We start from the raw sequence: 18,260 nt of genomic DNA on the forward strand, positions 1-18,260 counted from the left end.
AGATGGCCACGAACACGCCCGTTGTTTCGAAAATTTCATCTTTTTCACCCGTCTGGATTGTGCCAGTGATTGCGCTCCTGATCGCAGGGTGGCTAGCCCTGAAAGCCTGGCAAGAGATGGGGCCGACGATTGAAATCGTGTTTGATAGCGCAACGGGAATTGCAGTTGGCAAGACGCAGGTCCGTTACCGTGATGTCACCGTCGGGCAGGTACAAAACATTCAGCTCAGCGAGGGATTTGAAAAGGTCTCCGTCTTTGTCGAACTCGACCCTCATATTTCTTCGCTGATTTCAGAGAATACCCGGTTTTGGGTGGTCTCACCGAAAATTTCCGGCAGGGGAGTCAGTGGATTAGATACAATATTATCCGGCGTCTATATTGAGATGGCTCCAGGCAGTCCCGGCGCGGAAAAGTTTCGATTTGAGGGGCTCAGTGAACCGCCGGTCGTGCGTTCCTATGAAAAGGGCAATCATTACGTGTTGAAGGCGGAGAGTTTGGGGTCACTCGACACGGGTTCACCAGTTTACCATCATCAGATTCCGGTTGGCGAAGTCACCGGCTACACCTTTTTCCCTGAGGAAGACCAGCAGGTGCATATTCAAGTGTTTGTCAAAGCTCCTTATGACAAATTGGTCACCACACGCAGTCAATTTTGGAATATCAGCGGCATCGATGTCGTCATAGGACCAGACGGGATCGAGGCGAACGTCGCACCACTCACCTCTGTGCTCGCCGGCGGTGTCGCGTTCTACTCACCGTCTTCTCACGGGACAGACGTCGAACTTGCCGAACAAGGGCACCAGTTTGAACTGTTTGAGAATAAGGAGGCGATCAGAGAGGCCGCGATTATGACTTCATACGAATACTTGTTGCGGTTTACCGGCTCCGTGAGGGGACTGCGAGTCGGTGCTCCGGTCGAATTGCGAGGACTGCAAGTCGGTCAAGTGACGCATGTCGGACTCGGGTTTATGTTAGATGATGAACCTGCCACCAATGTTGTGATCGGCATACAACCGGAAAGATGGACTTCTGACGATCTCCCAACTCAAGAACATTTGAACATTATTTTTTCACGGCTGGTTGCCGAGGGTCTTCAAGCGCAAATCCGAAGCAGCAACCTTATTACCGGGGCGACGTTTATTGATCTTGTTCCGAATGCGACGACACATATGAGTCTATCACGCGTTAAAAAGCTGATAGGGGAGCAAGGCTACATAGAGTTACCCACAGGAGACAGTGAATTCACGCAATTGACCAATCAACTTTCAGCCACAGTAGAAAAAATTCAATCCATCCCGTTCGACTCCATCGGACAGAATGTTGACGCAAGTCTCACCAGCCTTCGAAATATTGTGACGACCCTCGAAGATTCTAATGTCGCCGGGAATTTCGGAGATATAGCCATGAGCCTCAAAACAGCGACAGACGGCCTGGATGCGACGGTTCGGCAATTAGATCACATGCTGCAGTCCGTCGACCAAACGATCGCTCCGGACTCGGAACTGAATCATAATATGAATAAAATGATCCGAAACATCGCCAAGGCAGCGAAATCCATGGAGAAGCTAACGGATGAACTCAATCGATATCCGAACGCGGTCCTTCGTGGCAGGGAGGACGATGACTGATGACAAGGGAGCATCCGATTCTTACCTGGGTCGCCGCTGGAGCTTTCCTTATCATGCTGAGCTGTACCGCCCAACCCAAGACGCACTATTATGATTTGGCAGCACAACAGACCTCTGTTCCAGGAAAGTTGGGCCGTGACCTGCACTTAGGGGTCGGCCCTTTCTCCTTTCCGGACGTTCTCGATCGGGAGGGAATCGTCACCCGGAGCTCCTCTGTCAACCTCAACGTCTCCACGTACCACGTGTGGGCCGGTTCTCTAGAACAATCGTTCACCCGGGTACTTGGAGAATCACTGGCCTCTCATCTGAATCAAAACGATGTGTGGACATTTCCATGGGAAACTCGTTTTCGTCCGGAATATCAAGTTAGGGGGGCAGTGAGTCAATTTTCTGGAGAAGCTGGCGGCACAGTGAAGTTAACGCTACAGTGGACATTACTCGGAGATCATGGGAAAAAGATCGTCAAGAGTTCCAGGTTTCAACATACCACGACCGCAGACGATACGAGTTACGATGCCTATGTGACTGCGCTGAATCGATTGGTGAATATGTTCGCCAATGAGTTATCCACAGAAATTATGGCCCACCTCCCTCAAGACTCCCGACCTTAAAGCATGAGATGAATTTTATTCGAGTGACTGCTTGCGGCATGTGTCAATCGTACGGCTGATTGACGCGGTCATCACCACCGGATCGTTAGTCATTCTAAAGGCCTGGACGTGATGGGGCTTTGCTCGCCTTCGCTCGATTTAGAAATATAGACACCCAGAAATAAAAGAACGTTTCCAGTTTATTGCTGATATGAAAGTCAGGTAATATCTTGTTGAAAATTTCGACGATGAATGGCAGGCTCATCACATGTCAGGTTCCACAATCTCTGGAACACACCGTAGAGTCGAATTGAGACGCGGCATATCGCGATACCACTTCACTGAGACTTCCTAAGACATATGAAAACATCCTCAAAATTGAGATCGAGCAAGAGTGGGCTCCCACCCGGCACCCCGATGCACATTGGTGACACACACTCGGTCAAAACGGCTATCACATGCTATCGGTATACGCCCGAATCTCTGCATCGGGAAACGTTCGTCGATCAATGGCCAACCGGTCATATCCAGAACTCTGACGACCTGATATGGATTCATATGCAGGGAGTTCACGACTGCAGTATCCTCAAGGATCTGGGGCACGATTTCGCTATTCATCCACTCGCCATCGAAGATATCGCGAATACCCATGAACGCCCAAAACTTGAAAACTATGGAGAGTACCTCTTTCTTGTCTTACAGCGGGTGATTCTTCGTGATGGGTCCGATGAGTTATCGACTGAGCAATTCAGTTTGGTGCTGGGACCACGATTTGTGCTGTCGTTTCAAGAATACGACGACAAGTTCCTTGAACCTTTTCATACCCGGCTCAACACCCCCAAAACCCCTGTCCGGACAAGAGGGAGCGATTATCTCGCCTACGAACTGCTCGACTTTATCATCGATCAGTATTTCGTGATCGTCGAGCATTTCGATGAAATCCTTGACGATATTGATGACGACTTAGAGACAAACGCGTCACCGTCCATCCTGCAAAAGCTCCACAGCCTCAAACGACAACTCATGCTGTGTCGGCAATCGATCTGGCCTTTGCGCGAAATGCTCAATCACCTTGAACGAAGCCCGACCACCTTGCTTCAAGAGACGACTCGCCCTTTTCTCCGTGACATTCATGACCATACGGTGACGATGTTTGAAGAGATGGAAATTTTTCGCGACCGTATGGGCAACATGCTCGAACTGTACCATACCACCATGAGCACGAAGATGAACGAGACCATGAAACGGCTTACGATCACGGCGACGATATTTTTACCCTTGACACTCCTGACCGGAGTGTTCGGCATGAACTTTCAACACATCCCGGGCATCGAATGGTATTGGGCCTTTCCCATGCTCCTTATCAGCATGGGGGGCATGGCTGCTGGAATGTTCTTTTTCTTTAAACTGAAGAAGTGGATCTGAGACAGTACACGTACATGTTCGTTCCTGTACGACTGAGAACGCTTATTATGGTGTTGCGGTAAGACAGATTCAACTCACAAATTATTGAAAGACAGGTTATGGGTGCAGCCCTCTCCATCGTTGTCCTCCTCACAATCTCAATCTTCTTGATACGAATTGCTTCGGTGGCGCTCCGGTTGACGGGACTGGAAGAGCAAAGCGCAAAGTTTCAGGCGCTGTCGGCATTTTCCGGAACTGGATTCACTACGCGAGAGTCGGAAAGTATCGTCAATTACCCCATTCGACGCAAGATCATCACCATTATGATCGTCGTTGGTAATCTGGGCCTGGTGAGTGTCTTTGCCACACTGGTCGTTTCTCTGGTGCATACGGAAGGCAAAGTTCATGCGATTGCTCAGCAGATCGCCTGGCTCGGAGGAGGGCTCGCCTTGCTGTGGTTCTTCATATTGAACAAGCGAGTCGAAGATCTCATGTGTCTGGTTATCGGAAAAGTTTTGCGATCAGCGACTATTCTTGGGAAGCGAAGATCTCACCGGCTTGCGCAGATCGGTGAGAACGACAGCGTGTGCGAGCATCCCGTAGCGGCAACCTGGCTGGAGCCGACAGGCTCTCTCCGGACATCAGATCTCGACCGACTGGGGCTCACTGTTCTTGCGGTACGTGGGTTGAGTGGGGAGATAACCAACAATTTCTCGTCGACTGACCAGCTCGAAGCAGGTGATTCGCTGGTGCTCTATGGCAGTGATTCGGGGCATGAACGGCTGGAACAGATGGCTCAGCACTGCGAAACGAATACAGAGTCTGATGAGGCTGCACGATCGACGCCGTAACTGATGAGCCGGGCTGTTGCCTGAGAATGAGAGACCGATTACCGTCAAGCTTAGATGTCAAGACGTGTACGTTGCCAAGTTTCGTCCATCCAACAATCGTCTAAATTCTACCTGTCTGGACTGAGCCCATTGCTTAAGTGAAGTGTCGCCGCAATCACTTATAGGCTTCCCCAACTAACGGCCCGACCTGTTTGCCAACTCCCCACACTCAACCGCACTCAGAATATCCATCCCCGGTATCATATCCTCCTTTGGAGAAGAAAAGGAGGCATTGAGATACCCGTGAAGCAACATGGGGTCCATCACCGAGGCAGGGCAGGTAGTCGGTTGTCTTTTCATGATGAAAACAAAGCCACAAAAGTTTGATCATTAACCCGCGTAACTTACCTTTTGGCAGGTTATATCTTTTTAAGGGAGGTTGCATTATCCTTCCCTGCATCAAGGACCTCAAAGGAAGACCACACAGTGATTGAGATTACTTCGGCCAAAGAGCGCCACGTTAATGATTTTGGATGCTTGAAAACTTATTGGTTATTTTCATTCGCTGATTATTTGAATCCCGAAAATATTCAATTTGGCGCGTTACGAGTGTTTCATGACGACATCGTTGAGCCAAGGCAGGGGGTTGGATCGCACCCGCATAAAGAAATGGAAATTGTGACGGTCGTCCTTCGTGGAGAGATGCCTTTACGCATCGGATTTCACGTATTCGCCCCAAAAGCCGGGACCGGTGCGACTCGCGTGGCCAGCTTTAATTCTTGGGTTTCGTTGTATTGGCTTGTCAGTGGCAAAACCGTTGGAGGCACACCGCTGTACCCGGATTCCAATCGTCTCGATCGGGGGACAGCTTTACAGCTTCACACCGTAGGCAGTAGTTAGTTCTCCAATGAACAAGGACAAAAGGGGACGATTGCGAATGGACAATTTGCCGACTTCGCCGTTTTGTCCAATAATTATTTTCCTATTCCTGAAGAAGAGATTAAGCGTCTCGAATCTGTGCTCACCGTGGTGAACGGTCGTATTGAGTATGCGGCACAAGAATTCTCTCAATTCGCACCTCCAGCTTTACCCGTGAGCCTGTCATGGTCCCCTGTTGGCACCTATGGAGGATTTGCGGCCTCCAACCGCACCATTGTAAAAAATGGCCAGTATCATGCCCAAACCCGTTTGAATACGTCGCAGCGTATTTTGAGCGATAACCTGTCGAATCATTCAAGACTGCTGGAATGTGATTGTTTCGCCTTTTAACACAGTAAGCAATCTGCAAAAGTGAAAGGAGCCTGCCATTGCTCACACAACAACGGCTTCATAAACACAAGTTTCCTTTATCTCTTTCCAGTAAATGGCCTCCTTCTTGTACCTTTATCATTGGGGTATGTTGCGTGTTGCCGCTCGCAGGATGTCTATCGCCCATTGCTATGGAACGAGCCGTGATGCAATATGACGCAAAGTTCAGTCTCACTGAAGCCAATCTTTTGCTCCTCAACATTGCCCGGTCTAAATATCATTTTCCGATCCATTTTACTACGGTTCCCAACATTGCCGCCTCCTTTGAATTTCGAGCGGACACCGGTTTTAGAGGGTCCTTTTTTGCAAACCCGACCGCTGGCTCAGATCAGGCCAATATCTATGGCTTCGATATAGGGGCCAGTGTCTCGGAACGGCCCACGATCTTTATTACGCCCGTTCAGGGAGAAGATTTCACCAAACGGCTCTTGACGCCAATGGATGAAACAAAATTTGAATTTTTGGTACATCAGGGAGTCCCACTTGCCATGCTTCTACGCATCATGGCATTGGGCATTGTCATTGATAATCATGGCATTCAAGAGTGGTTTCCGAATACCCCGTCACAGCCTGAACACTATCTGGAATTTCGGAAGCGAGTCCTACATTTGGCATCGTTGGAAACACGAAACCAAATAGACCTCGGTCCTATCGAGTACGATCGCGTTTGGCCAAAATCCACATCCGATAACATCGACCCACAAGAAATTGAGGTGGCCTACACACAGGGTTATCGGTGGGCAGACACGGAACAACAAGACGCTGTTCTGAAAAAACGGGTCGTCGGCAGAATGTTACTGGCCAATTATCGTCCCTCTCAGTTGTCGAACAAAGCGCGACGTGCCCTGGAGGATCGTGCCATGCAATTTCCCCGAAATTTTATTTTGATAGATATTCATCCCGAATTCCCAGGTGGCGCCTATCCACTGCAGGGATGGATTAAATTGCGCAGCTTTCGGGGCGTTTTGGGATTTATTGCTGAAGGCATCGATGAATATCCAGAATTTCATGTAAATTCCGATTCTCGCACAGAAAAAGTGAATGACAATCCTGTTAGAACCTTGGCCATCGAAGAAACCCCAGATGAACGTGAAGAGCCAGCCTTTTCCGTTCGCTTTCAAGATAAATACTATTCGATCTCTTCGAGTTCAAAATGGGATTTAAAAGCTTTTGAGGTCTTGCATCAGCTTTTTCAGATGACGGTCAGTGACGTGACCAAAGTCCCAGCTCCACCGATCACGATCGCAAAATAATTTCTACGAATGCCTGACTCACCTTTGTCTAGCCAGCCTAGTGCAGGGGAATCCACATCAGCATGGAGTCCATCATCTCAACCTATTTTCCGGTCATTATGAATAACAACCGTCGTTTCTCATATCCGAACTTGGAAATTTCATCTGGCTGGGATTGAGCGGTTCGATCTTACACCGTCAATGCATTGGCCTATCCCTCTCGTAAAGCACATGGATGAAGAAAAAGGGCCAGTGCTGGTGACGATTCGATATCGAATTCATTCTCAAAAAACCCAAAAACTCCTGAAAGCTATGATAGAGATGTGACGGATTCGACGAAGAGACGGTGCCTTTTTCTGGGAAGTGTTTGGTGACATGAGGGATCCTTCACATTTCAGTGAGCACTTCATGATTGAATTTTGGGATGAACATTTACGACAACACGAACGAATTACAAAAGCCAATTTGAAAATTGAACAAAACGTTCACGATTTTCACGTAATGAGTGACCCTCCTGTTGTTACGCACTTTCAAGCAGAACGGTCGACCAAGCATTCAATAAAGTCGTAAAGCCGACAGAACACTCACGATAGTTCACGAAGAAAACATTGATCATGTGGCAAGAACGCACCACATGACTTATCATGGACTTTAGAGAATGAAATCTTTCCTGCCTCTCAGCTCGTATGCAAAATTACAACATCCAGGAGCATTGGGCGGAAACCTAGATTAACAGGTATTACCGATCGAGCCCTACTAAGGAGACCGGGATTCGCCCCAGGGAGTTGACTGACAGAAATCTTTCCTTTTTGGTGAGAGGGGGGGAAGAAGTATCTGACACACCGTCCTTCCGAAGATGAATAAATCTTCACGCTTCCTTCACGACCTCCTCATGTTGGCAGTGTAAGCTTATCGTATAAAGTCATTCATTGTCTTCGTTCACTTACCAAGGAGGTAGTTTCATGAAGCGCTTTTCTTACATGATGTGTGTTGTGATAGTCGGTGTAGTATTGTTGACGTGCGGATTGGCTATCAGTTCTGAAGGTACCCCTCAACAAGGAACCACTGTTTCAACGGCTGCACTTTCGATGGAGGAAGCGATCACTGCGGCCAAAGCCAAGTTTCCAGGAAAGGTCCTTGAGGCAGAATTTGAACACGAAGACGGAAAAGCCGTGTTTGAAATTGAAATTGCCAGTAACACGGGGGGAGTGACTGAGATCAAGATTGATGCGCAGTCTGGTGAAGTGCTCTCCAGTGAAAAGGAAGAACAAAATGAGCATGAGACTGAACAGTCTGAACAGAATGACGATGATTAAGAATTCGGCACACCGGCTCAATATCCCGGTGTGCCGTCATTGTTTCTAAGCAGAGAAGAGGTAAATGAAGTGCAGTTTTTTCAAGGCAAAGTGGCTCAAAATGTTCACCTAAAATGGTGTTGATAGATACACGGGTTTGATATTGGGAGATATAACATGGACAACATCAAAGAAGAGGTAAAGCTTGTTAAAGCCGGGCTGGCCCTGGTGTTAGTCGGGCTTTTATTTGGCGTAATGATGGGGATCACTTTTGGAATCAATGAAGATCTCTATAAAGGGTTCATAGCCGATGGAATAGCGGCTCATCCAACAATCCACGATGCAAAAAGCCAGGAGAAAATCTGGCGGTATGCCCAACGAGCGCATTTTCATGCCACAGGCATAGCAGCATTCGCACTGGGATTGATCTCCCTTGTGATGTTTTCTGACCTGAAACCAAAGATGAAGTCAGCATCTTCCTTTTTTCTTGGTCTCAGCAGTTTCTATCCGTTTGCTTGGTTCACGATGTTTGCCTTAGCACCATCCATTGGACGGGGAGCCGCCCATTCCCATATCTTGACCGAAACGTTCGCCATGATCGGAGTCGGAGGGTTGCTTCTGGGGAGTTTTCTCTTAGTGGCCAATCTTTTTGGAGGGATGTTTGGCAACAAAACGACACCAGAGCGACAGGCTTAGACAGAAAGATGATAGGTAATTGAAAAAGGGAATATCTTTCATGAGGTTGGACACCATACTTGAACGTTGGCGACAATGTTGATGAATGAGAAGACTCGTGTTGACCAAGAAGAACGCAGACATAGACGAATTCTTCATTAAGCATTGTCAAAGAGTACCGGGATGATTACATTTGTTACGTAGAGATCATGCGAATTTTGCTCGTTGAAGACGACTCTGGCGTGGCTGGCTTCATTGTCAAGGGATTAATAGAGGAACGGTATGCCGTCGATCTGGCATCTGATGGAGAAGAAGGGTTTTTAATGGCACAGGCCATTGCGTATGACCTCATCATCTTAGATGTGATGCTGCCTACACTTGATGGCATGGCGGTTTGTCGGCGGTTGCGCAGTCAGGGGAAATCGGTTCCGATCCTTCTTCTCACGGCGAAGGATGCCATTGAGGATAGAGTGATGGGGTTGGACCTAGGGGCAGATGATTACCTCACCAAGCCCTTCGCCTTTCCAGAACTGCTTGCACGAATCCGCTCTCTTCTTCGGCGAGGAAGTGGACAGACCCCTCTGCGATTAAAGGTTGGGGACCTGGAGATGGATCCCGTCGCTCACCGTGTGTGGCGTGCAGGTCAAGAGCAAGCACTCACGAATAAAGAATATGCGATTTTGGAATATCTCATGCGGAATGAGAATCGGGTTCTAACCCGGTCTGCCATCATTGAACATGTGTGGGATATTCAGTATGACAATTTAACCAACATCGTCGATGTCCACATTCGATCTCTTCGGGCGAAGATCGATCGAGATTTTACCGTCACTCTCATTCACACCGTTCGCGGCGTCGGTTATGTCCTAAAAATACCCGAGCCGTCGTAATCCATGCCCTCATTCCACAAACGTATTCGATGGTCGAGTGTTTCATTGATCATTATTCTTCTTTTGATATTTTGTGTATCGCTATACACCACATTGTCTATTCTTCTGCATCGACAGGTCGATGCCCAGTTACTCGCGGTGGTTCAACCTCAGGCTGATCGAGTAAAAAAGGAAACGGGTGCAATCCAAGAATTTCTTCATAAGAATTCCCTTCCTGAATTAGACAGTGAGAACGACCTTGAACATGAAGAGCATGAACTGCGGGAGGCCATTCGGGATAGCGTGGTCCTCAGTTCGGAAGGTCAGGTGCAATGGAAAGGCGAAGGGGTCGAAGTCGTACATGGGCTTACCCCTCTTGTCAAAAATGAAGTGTTAAAAGGGAGAGTTATGTATGAGACGATTCAACCTTTACAAGGTCCTCCAATCCGGCGGGTCTCATTTCCGATCATGTCTCAGGGAGTGGTTCAGTATATCCTCCAAGCACAAACCTCTCTCGACTTGGTGAATGAAACCTTGCAGTGGCTCATCAACACACTGTCGGCCGTCGCTATAGGCATTTTAGTGTTTGGATGGATGGGCAGTAATTGGATCGCGCGAATGGCTTTGTCTCCAATCGATACGCTTGGCCAAACTGCGGCAAAAGTCTCGGCACAATCACTCGATACCCGTTTGCTTCTGGACGCCCCGTATGAGGAATTTCAACAATTGTCAAAAAGCTTCAATAAAATGTTAGAACGACTGCAGCGAGTTTTTGAATCACATCGTCGCTTTGTAGGAGATGCCTCTCATGAATTGCGAACCCCTATCGCGGCCATGAAGGGCAATATAGAAGTTGTCCTGCAACGCCACCGGTCACCTGAAGAATATCAGGACGTGCTGGCTACGACCTTAGAACAAGTGGAACATCTTGCCCGATTGGTCAAATCTCTGCTGACTCTCACCAAATTCTCAGGAGACCACCCTCCAATTGATTTGCAACCCGTTCTCTTGGAACCGCTTATCAAAAGTCTCGTATCTGAAGTCGCGATACTCACGGAGGCAAAAGGCTGTCGTTTGATCGCCCACCTTCAAAACGTTCCCCAGATTCTTGGAGATGTTGGACTCCTGAAACAACTGATGATTAATTTACTCGATAATGCCATTCGTCATACGCCACACGGTGGAGCCGTAACGGTCGACTTAGAATCTTCAGAGAATCAGGTCTTCGTCAGCGTGAAAGATACTGGCCCAGGAATTCCCGCAGAGCATCTATCTCGCATTTTCGAACGTTTCTACCGTGTTAGTCAGGCAAGAGATCGGGAGAGCGGTGGAACAGGCCTCGGCCTAGCTATCGCCAAAGAAATCGCGGTCGCTCATCATGGAAGTATTCATGTGAAGAGCGAAGTTGGAGCAGGAGCAGTGTTCACGGTCAATTTCCCTGTCTCTTGAAGTTCTCTCCCCCCCCCTTCTTTATTGATCTGCGCATGGTTTCGTCTAGCCATTCTCCTCGTGTTCTGGCCTGCCAGGGGCTGAACACGGGCTCCCTTCTTTCATGTGGAAATCTTCATGGGACATTCACGCTCTCTTTATGGTACCCCCCTATACTACAAAATGATAGAAGGAAACTCCCTTTGAGAAAACAACAACAGTAACCGTGGGAAAATTATATAGATGGAAAGTATGAGCAAGCCTTCAAGCATTGTGATGCCTCAGAAGACACTGAATAAACAGCTCATGTGTATTTCAATAAAGAGCTGACCAATCCGAACATTGAAATTCGGAAAACATGGGCATTAAAAAATTTGTTAGACGGCGGCTCTGCGGAGAGCAGCCCTTTGGAAGATTACCGCTTCAATTTTTTAATATGATCGGGGTTTTGAGCCCCATGGAACAGCGTATGAGGACTGGAGACAATATCTGATGATAAACAGTATCAAAGGTCTATTAACATATACAGCGATTGTCTTTGTCGCTTCCGCTCTCTATTTCGTCTATGTCTATACAACATACCCGCCGATACCTGAACGGGAAACATTTCTAAGCGAAATAGGCGAGGGCGTTGGCGAGGTGGGACTATGGGCTTTACTGTTCATTTATAGCCGCACTATATTGAAGTTGCTGATGGGCAAAGGCGCGATTGCCAAACGCATACTCCCGAATCATTCCTCACCCGCCTCTGCATCAATGCTCGAACATGTATTCGGGTTTTTAGATAGAACCCATGTCTATGTCGGAATCGCGACGGTCGCGGTTCTTCTCCTGCATATCGCATTAATGGGTTTGCCGATGAACATTTTATTCTTTCCCGCCATCTTGGGATTGGTCGTTTGGCAGGGATTATTCGGGATGTTTCTCACATGGAGATATTCACCAAAGGAATTAGTAAAATTCTCCTATTTCGTCCATGCTCAGTTTTTCACCGGAATTTTGATCGGCATATTTTCTTTGCTTGGGCATCTGCTCATTGAGGATTAAAAAAGTTCAAAGGGGGTAGTTGAAAAAATCCGCCATCGTCGTTTCGACAGACTTCAGATACCGTTTTGAACGAATTGAATGGCCTGTTCCACGATCTTCACCATTTTCCTGAGGTTCCGGGAATTGACGCTGAGCGGAGGAAGAAGCACTAAGACGTTCCCGATGGGCCGAATGAGCAGACCTCGCTTTTGACATTCTTTGGCGACTCGATGTCCCATGCGGTCGGTAAGTTGGAAGGGCGTTTTAGTTTTCTTATTCTTGACGAGTTCAATACCCACCATGAGGCCGATTTGACGAATATCGCCGACAATTGGTTCGTTCTTCAAAGGCCTGAGTAGTTCATCTAACAATCTAATTTTCTTCTTGAGTTTTTTGAGCGTTCGTTCTTCCTCAAAAATTTCAAGGTTTGCAAGAGCGGCAGCGCACCCGATGGGGTTACCCGTATAACTATGACCATGAAAGAAGGTTTTCCAATCCCCATACTCTCCGAGAAACGCGCCAAAGATCTTTTCTGTCGAGAATGTCGCCGCTAACGGCACATACCCTCCCGTTAATCCTTTGGAAATGGCCATAAGGTCAGGAGTAATGGCTTCATGTTCGCAAGCGAACATTGTTCCGGTTCGTCCAAATCCCGTGGCAACTTCATCAGCAATAAGTAATACGTGAAATTTCTCGCACAACTCGTGAACACGCTTTAAGTATCCAGGAGGGGAGGGGATGACGCCGGCCACGGCTTGCACCATGGGTTCAATAATGACGCCCGCGATTTCTTGATGTTTTTGTTGAAGTAAACGCTCGAGCAGACGAAGACAGTCAATCTTACAGGATGGGTAGGTAAGGTTAAGCGGACAGCGGTAGCAATGGGGGTGGGGAATTTCATGGCTCTCGAATAAGACTGGATGAAACGGTTGCTGAAACAGCTCAACCCCACTCACGCTCATCCCGCCCACGGTATCGCCATGATAGGCCTGGCTCAGGTGCACAAATTTCTTTTTTGATTTCACAGGGACATTGCACTGCCTCCAATATTGAATCGCCATTTTCATGGCCACTTCCATGGCCGTGGAACCATCATCGGAATAAAATACTTTTGTCAGGCCGACAGGCGCGAGAGCAATCAGTTTTTGAGCCAGCAAAATGGCCGGTGGGCTAGCAAGCCCTAACATCGTGGAATGCGCGACTTTCTTGAGCTGACGGCGAATGGCCTGATCGATTTTGGGATGTCGATGGCCGTGGACATTCACCCAGATGGAGGACGTCCCATCCAAATACCGACGGCCGTTCGTATCATAGAGATAGACATCCTCTGCACGCTCGATAATAATCGGATTCTCCTTCATCCATTCTTGCATTTGCGTAAATGGGTGCCACACATACTGATGGTCAAACGAGGCCAATGCCTTCGTGGAATGCCGACGTTTCATTGCTCAAAAACCCTCATTTTTGGCGAGTATAGGCAGGCCTTTCTTTTTTGACAACCTGACAACGGCTCACTACAATCAAAGCATTAGAAATGATGGACCAACCACAGCTAGCTCGCATCCGAAATTTCTGTATCATCGCTCACATCGATCACGGGAAATCCACCCTTGCCGATAGATTCCTGGAGATAACCGGGGCTATCACAAAGCGTGAATTTCGGGAGCAGTACCTTGATGCGATGGATCTTGAACGGGAACGAGGCATTACGATCAAAGCCCACGCGGTTTCAACCACCTATCGAGCAAATGACGGCACTGAATTCCTGTTGAATCTCATCGATACGCCTGGCCATGTCGATTTCACCTACGAAGTTTCTCGTAGTCTCGCCGCCTGTGAAGGAGCGCTCCTGCTCGTTGACGCGACGCAGGGCGTCGAAGCGCAGACGATCGCCAACGTGTACTTAGCCATCGCCAACGACCTGACCATTATTCCCGTCATCAACAAAATTGACCTGGCCAGCGCGGATGTTGAAGGCGTAAAACAACAAATTCAAGATACCTTGGGTCTTGATATTCAGGACACCCATTATATTAGCGCAAAAGACGGCAGAGGCGTACAACAGGTTTTGGAGGCTGTCGTCCAAACCATTCCCGCGCCGGCAGGACAGGCAGACCGGGAGCTGAAAGCGTTGATCTTTGACTCCTGGTTCGATAGCTACCAGGGGGCTATTGTCTTGATACGTGTTTTCGATGGAGAAATTGTTCCTGGCATGAAAATCCAGATGATGTCGAATCAGCGTATTTTCGAAGTCATTGAAGTCGGAATCTTTGCCCCCAAACGGACCAAGACCAAACGACTCGGAACCGGAGAGGTCGGGTATCTCTGTGCGGGCATGAAAGATCTCTCAGACACCAAGATCGGCGACACGATTACCGATGCCGGTCGACCGGCGGCGGCCCCCCTTCCAGGATACAGGGAAGTAAAGCCCGTCGTGTTTTGCGGGCTCTACACGATCGATAACGCAAAATTTGAAGACTTACGGGATTCGTTAGAAAAGCTCCGATTAAACGATTCATCATTTGTCTATGAACCTGAAACTTCCCTCGCGCTAGGATTTGGGTTTCGTTGTGGGTTCTTAGGCCTGCTGCATATGGAAATCATTCGGGAACGGCTTGAACGTGAATATAATTTGGATTTGATCAGCACGGCTCCGACGGTGATCTATCGTGTCTTTACGACCAGAAACGAAGTCGTTGACATTGAAAACCCTTCCAAGCTTCCGGATCCCTCGATGATCGACTACATGGAAGAGCCGTTCATTCAGGCGACGATCATCACTCCGGAGCGATACGTGGGGAATATTTTTCAACTGTGCCAGGAACGCCGGGGAATACAGCAAGGCATGCAATACTTGGATCCCACTCGAGTCATGCTGACCTATGAGTTGCCATTAAATGAAATGGTGTTAGATTTCTATGATCGCCTCAAATCTCGCACACAAGGATACGCATCCCTCGACTATGAGTTGAAAGGCTACCGCCGTTCGGATCTCGTCAAACTTGATCTGTTACTGAATGGGGAAAATGTGGATGCCCTTTCGGTGATCACCCATAAAGACAAGGCCCAACAACGCGGGCGGCAATTAGCGGAAAAGATGAAAGAGCTGATTCCGCGACAAATGTTTGAAGTCGCGATTCAGGCGGCTATCGGAAACCGCATCATTGCCAGAGAAACCGTCGGGGCATTGAAAAAGAATGTCACGGCGAAATGTTATGGTGGCGATATCTCTCGTAAACGGAAACTCTGGGAGAAGCAAAAAGAAGGAAAAAAACGCATGAAACAACTTGGCCGCGTAGAAGTTCCGCAAGAAGCCTTTTTGGCGATTCTCAAAACTGACAGTGATTAACATGGCTTCATCCGAAGAAAATTCTCAAACACCAGATTCCGGATCGATCAAGGACTCAACCACCTCGTCAGACACGAAAGAACATGAAGGGGGTGGCGAGAACAAATCGATCATTCGCGAATATGCCGAAGCGATCGTCATCGCGATTATCCTCGCTCTCTTCATTCGAGTCTTTGTGGTCCAGGCCTTTAAAATCCCTTCAGGGTCTATGATTCCGACGCTGTTGATCGGTGATCATATCCTCGTCAGCAAGATGGCGTATGGGCTACAGTGGCCGACGGACTGTAAGATTTACGTCGGCTTTCCCCCCGTGACGTGTTATTCCTCCAACATTTTCTGGAAATTTGGTGACCCGCAACGTGGCGACATTATCGTGTTTCGATACCCTGAGGATGAAGAAAAGGACTTCATTAAGCGTATTATCGGTCTGCCTGGTGATACCATTCAGGCCCGAAACAAAGTGGTGTACATTAACGGGCAACCTTTGCATGACGAAGCCTATACGCAACGGATTGATCAGGGCATCATCGACGGTCATATCAATCAGCGCGATAATTTCGGCCCCATTACCGTTCCGGAGAATTCCTACTTCGTGATGGGGGACAATCGAGACCAGAGTCTCGACAGTCGATTCTGGGGATTCGTGAAAATGGATAAGATTAAAGGCAAAGCCTTTATGAGCTATTGGTCATGGAATGGCCAGGGCTCATGGGTTGACTGGGTTCGATGGGACCGAATTGGCAAATTGATTCACTGAGCTTGACGCAACGGCAAACTCCTGACGGATGGTTTTTCGTATTACGCCAATTTAAAACCCCGTCAGGGCAAGTAAAGGCACATATCTTTGAGCACGACAAAGACACTGGAACGGTATATTCAACGATTTCCGCGTGCCAAGATGCTGGTGCTTGGCGATCTGATCTTAGATCATTTCATTTGGGGAAAGGTTGACCGGGTCTCACCTGAAGCTCCCGTCCCCGTCGTTCACGTCGAATCTGAATCGCTTTGCCTGGGAGGGGCTGCTAATGTGTACCGCAACATGGTATCTCTCGGAGGACAGGCCGATCTCTGTGGAGTCATCGGTTCTGATGAAGGTGGCCATGCGCTCTTGAAAGCGCTGGGAGTTTTTCGCCGTGATCGGGGAGGAATTGTCATTGATGCGACAAGACCTACCACTCGAAAGACTCGCGTGATCGCGCATAATCAGCAGATCGTCCGGTTTGATGTTGAGCAACGGCAGAGCTTATCAGCCGGCATCGAGAAAAAAGTGCTACGATACGTGGTCTCGCGGCTTCCTGAGCTCTCCTGTCTGGTTATTTCAGATTATGCGAAGGGCGTAGTCACAGCGTCACTGATGCAGGAACTTTTGAGAACGGCCAAACGTTATCATGTGCCGGTCATCGTGGACCCGAAAGTCGAACATTTCGCGCAGTACTATGGCGTGACGGCCATTACACCCAATCACGTTGAAGCCTATCATGCAGCAGGGGCCGTAGGCCTTACCGATCAACCGATCGATGAAATCGGCCGGAAGCTCAGGGAAACGCTCGATTGTCAGGCGGTGCTAATTACGCGAGGCGAACAGGGGATGAGTTTATATGAAGGGAAGAAAAAGGGGTTACATATTGCTTCTCGTGCCCGTCAGGTCTTTGATGTCACAGGAGCTGGTGATACAGTGGTGAGTACGATGGCGCTCGCCCTGAGTACCGGAGCTTCCTTTCGCGATGCAGCATTCCTCGCCAATCAAGCGGCAGGTGTCGTTGTCGGAATGGTCGGAACCGCGAGTCTGACACGAGAGCAACTCAAGAGGGCCTTACGCAATGCCTCATGATGTCTCGTCGATTGCCGTGCTCATTCCAGCTCGCTACGGGTCTTCTCGCTTTCCCGGGAAGCCGCTCGCGCTTCTGGACGGCCGTCCCCTGATTCAGCATGTCTATGAGGCGGCCGCTCGCACGAGCGGAGTTTCTGACGTTCGAGTCGTGACAGACGATGAGCGTATCGTCCGAGCAGTCAGGGCATTTGGAGGGCTGGTCATGATCGTCGACGCTCCTTGCCGGACGGGCACCGATCGAATCGCCAAAGCCGCTGAACAGGTCGACTGTCCGATCATCGTGAACCTTCAAGCCGATGAAATTCCCCTTCACTCTGAGCTTCTCCGCGATTTAATCGACCCATTCGTCGCGCACGAAGGAGCTGGCATGGGAACGTTAAAACGACGAATCACGGCTCAGCAGGAGTTGGAGGATACGGCGTTGGTGAAAGTCGTCACCGATGCCAACGATCAGGCCGTGTATTTTTCTCGTTTACCGATTCCCTACGTTCGCGACACCCACACGGAACCTCTTCGGGCTTTCACCTACTACAGTCATTTAGGCATCTACATTTTTCGTCGAAGCACGCTCTTTCAATTTGCTCGTTTACCAACCGGATCTCTGGAAGATGCTGAAAAGCTCGAACAACTTCGTGCATTGGAACATGGCCTCTCGATACACGTGTGGGAGACAAAGCGGCCTTCGCTTCGGATTGACCGGCCAGAAGAGCTTGAGTCGGCTTCGGCACACTATGAAAAATATTCGAAGCCCACGGTGCGTTCACTTGCCACTGAATTGACATCTTAACCTTCATT

Annotated in this window: 16 protein-coding genes; 15 read left to right on the forward strand and 1 reads right to left on the reverse strand. The window is 48.7% G+C overall.

Going from position 1 to position 18,260, the window contains the following annotated elements:
• The first annotated feature begins 2 nt into the window (after positions 1 to 2).
• The 11 genes from MRJ96_15010 (at position 3) to MRJ96_15060 (ending at position 12,306) form a co-directional block, all read left to right on the forward strand.
• Entirely contained in the window at positions 3 to 1,628 is a 1,626-nt protein-coding gene (locus tag MRJ96_15010) for an MlaD family protein (protein ID MDR4502751.1), read from the forward strand.
• Entirely contained in the window at positions 1,628 to 2,239 is a 612-nt protein-coding gene (locus tag MRJ96_15015; GenBank protein ID MDR4502752.1) for a PqiC family protein, read from the forward strand. Before MRJ96_15010 ends, MRJ96_15015 begins: the two co-directional genes overlap by 1 nt.
• 339 nt (positions 2,240 to 2,578) lie before the next feature.
• Positions 2,579 to 3,643, forward strand: coding sequence for a magnesium/cobalt transporter CorA (gene corA, locus MRJ96_15020; protein MDR4502753.1), 1,065 nt, complete (start codon positions 2,579 to 2,581; stop codon positions 3,641 to 3,643).
• Positions 3,644 to 3,741: 98 nt separating this feature from the next.
• Positions 3,742 to 4,473, forward strand: a complete 732-nt coding sequence (locus MRJ96_15025; GenBank protein ID MDR4502754.1) for a hypothetical protein — start codon at positions 3,742 to 3,744, stop codon at positions 4,471 to 4,473.
• Between the two features lie 465 nt (positions 4,474 to 4,938).
• A complete protein-coding gene (locus MRJ96_15030) occupies positions 4,939 to 5,352 on the forward strand; it encodes a pirin family protein (GenBank protein MDR4502755.1) in 414 nt (137 codons plus the stop codon).
• 554 nt (positions 5,353 to 5,906) lie between these two features.
• Entirely contained in the window at positions 5,907 to 7,013 is a 1,107-nt protein-coding gene (locus MRJ96_15035; protein ID MDR4502756.1) for a hypothetical protein, read from the forward strand.
• Positions 7,014 to 7,954: 941 nt separating this feature from the next.
• The gene (locus MRJ96_15040) at positions 7,955 to 8,308 is read left to right on the forward strand and encodes a PepSY domain-containing protein (protein ID MDR4502757.1); all 354 of its coding nucleotides are present in this window, start codon (positions 7,955 to 7,957) and stop codon (positions 8,306 to 8,308) included.
• A 156-nt stretch (positions 8,309 to 8,464) separates the two neighbouring features.
• On the forward strand, positions 8,465 to 8,983 hold the full coding sequence (locus tag MRJ96_15045) for a hypothetical protein (GenBank protein ID MDR4502758.1): 519 nt from the start codon (positions 8,465 to 8,467) through the stop codon (positions 8,981 to 8,983).
• A gap of 188 nt (positions 8,984 to 9,171) precedes the next feature.
• The gene (locus MRJ96_15050; GenBank protein MDR4502759.1) at positions 9,172 to 9,852 is read left to right on the forward strand and encodes a response regulator transcription factor; all 681 of its coding nucleotides are present in this window, start codon (positions 9,172 to 9,174) and stop codon (positions 9,850 to 9,852) included.
• A gap of 3 nt (positions 9,853 to 9,855) precedes the next feature.
• Positions 9,856 to 11,280: an ATP-binding protein gene (locus tag MRJ96_15055; GenBank protein ID MDR4502760.1), complete on the forward strand. Its 1,425-nt coding sequence runs from the start codon at positions 9,856 to 9,858 to the stop codon at positions 11,278 to 11,280.
• A 471-nt stretch (positions 11,281 to 11,751) separates the two neighbouring features.
• Positions 11,752 to 12,306, forward strand: a complete 555-nt coding sequence (locus MRJ96_15060; protein MDR4502761.1) for a hypothetical protein — start codon at positions 11,752 to 11,754, stop codon at positions 12,304 to 12,306.
• A gap of 53 nt (positions 12,307 to 12,359) precedes the next feature.
• On the opposite strand, the gene bioA is transcribed toward MRJ96_15060, so the two are convergent.
• The gene (bioA, locus tag MRJ96_15065) at positions 12,360 to 13,730 is read right to left on the reverse strand and encodes an adenosylmethionine--8-amino-7-oxononanoate transaminase (protein MDR4502762.1); all 1,371 of its coding nucleotides are present in this window, start codon (positions 13,728 to 13,730) and stop codon (positions 12,360 to 12,362) included.
• A 92-nt stretch (positions 13,731 to 13,822) separates the two neighbouring features.
• Between bioA and lepA the strand changes: the two genes are divergently transcribed.
• From lepA to kdsB, 4 genes are all read left to right on the forward strand, one after another.
• Positions 13,823 to 15,634 carry a translation elongation factor 4 gene (gene lepA, locus MRJ96_15070; GenBank protein MDR4502763.1) on the forward strand — a complete coding sequence of 604 codons (1,812 nt, stop codon included), beginning with the start codon at positions 13,823 to 13,825 and terminating at the stop codon, positions 15,632 to 15,634.
• A gap of 1 nt (position 15,635) precedes the next feature.
• Positions 15,636 to 16,391, forward strand: coding sequence for a signal peptidase I (gene lepB, locus MRJ96_15075; protein ID MDR4502764.1), 756 nt, complete (start codon positions 15,636 to 15,638; stop codon positions 16,389 to 16,391).
• A gap of 87 nt (positions 16,392 to 16,478) precedes the next feature.
• Complete coding sequence (gene rfaE1 / locus MRJ96_15080; protein MDR4502765.1) at positions 16,479 to 17,465, forward strand: D-glycero-beta-D-manno-heptose-7-phosphate kinase; 987 nt, start codon at positions 16,479 to 16,481, stop codon at positions 17,463 to 17,465.
• The gene (gene kdsB / locus MRJ96_15085; protein MDR4502766.1) at positions 17,455 to 18,252 is read left to right on the forward strand and encodes a 3-deoxy-manno-octulosonate cytidylyltransferase; all 798 of its coding nucleotides are present in this window, start codon (positions 17,455 to 17,457) and stop codon (positions 18,250 to 18,252) included. The genes rfaE1 and kdsB overlap by 11 nt, the downstream gene beginning before the upstream one ends.
• The last annotated feature ends 8 nt before the right edge of the window (positions 18,253 to 18,260 follow it).

The organism is Nitrospirales bacterium (genome assembly GCA_031315865.1).
GTDB lineage: Bacteria > Nitrospirota > Nitrospiria > Nitrospirales > UBA8639 > JAGQKC01.

Coding starts and splice junctions, on each gene's coding strand:
- MRJ96_15010 (MDR4502751.1), top strand. CDS start 3: ATGGCCACGAACACGCCCGTTGTTTCGAAAATTTCATCTTTTTCACCC.
- MRJ96_15015 (MDR4502752.1), top strand. CDS start 1,628: ATGACAAGGGAGCATCCGATTCTTACCTGGGTCGCCGCTGGAGCTTTC.
- corA (MDR4502753.1), top strand. CDS start 2,579: ATGAAAACATCCTCAAAATTGAGATCGAGCAAGAGTGGGCTCCCACCC.
- MRJ96_15025 (MDR4502754.1), top strand. CDS start 3,742: ATGGGTGCAGCCCTCTCCATCGTTGTCCTCCTCACAATCTCAATCTTC.
- MRJ96_15035 (MDR4502756.1), top strand. CDS start 5,907: ATGCAATATGACGCAAAGTTCAGTCTCACTGAAGCCAATCTTTTGCTC.
- MRJ96_15040 (MDR4502757.1), top strand. CDS start 7,955: ATGAAGCGCTTTTCTTACATGATGTGTGTTGTGATAGTCGGTGTAGTA.
- MRJ96_15045 (MDR4502758.1), top strand. CDS start 8,465: ATGGACAACATCAAAGAAGAGGTAAAGCTTGTTAAAGCCGGGCTGGCC.
- MRJ96_15050 (MDR4502759.1), top strand. CDS start 9,172: ATGCGAATTTTGCTCGTTGAAGACGACTCTGGCGTGGCTGGCTTCATT.
- MRJ96_15055 (MDR4502760.1), top strand. CDS start 9,856: ATGCCCTCATTCCACAAACGTATTCGATGGTCGAGTGTTTCATTGATC.
- MRJ96_15060 (MDR4502761.1), top strand. CDS start 11,752: ATGATAAACAGTATCAAAGGTCTATTAACATATACAGCGATTGTCTTT.
- bioA (MDR4502762.1), bottom strand. CDS start 13,730: ATGAAACGTCGGCATTCCACGAAGGCATTGGCCTCGTTTGACCATCAG.
- lepA (MDR4502763.1), top strand. CDS start 13,823: ATGGACCAACCACAGCTAGCTCGCATCCGAAATTTCTGTATCATCGCT.
- lepB (MDR4502764.1), top strand. CDS start 15,636: ATGGCTTCATCCGAAGAAAATTCTCAAACACCAGATTCCGGATCGATC.
- kdsB (MDR4502766.1), top strand. CDS start 17,455: ATGCCTCATGATGTCTCGTCGATTGCCGTGCTCATTCCAGCTCGCTAC.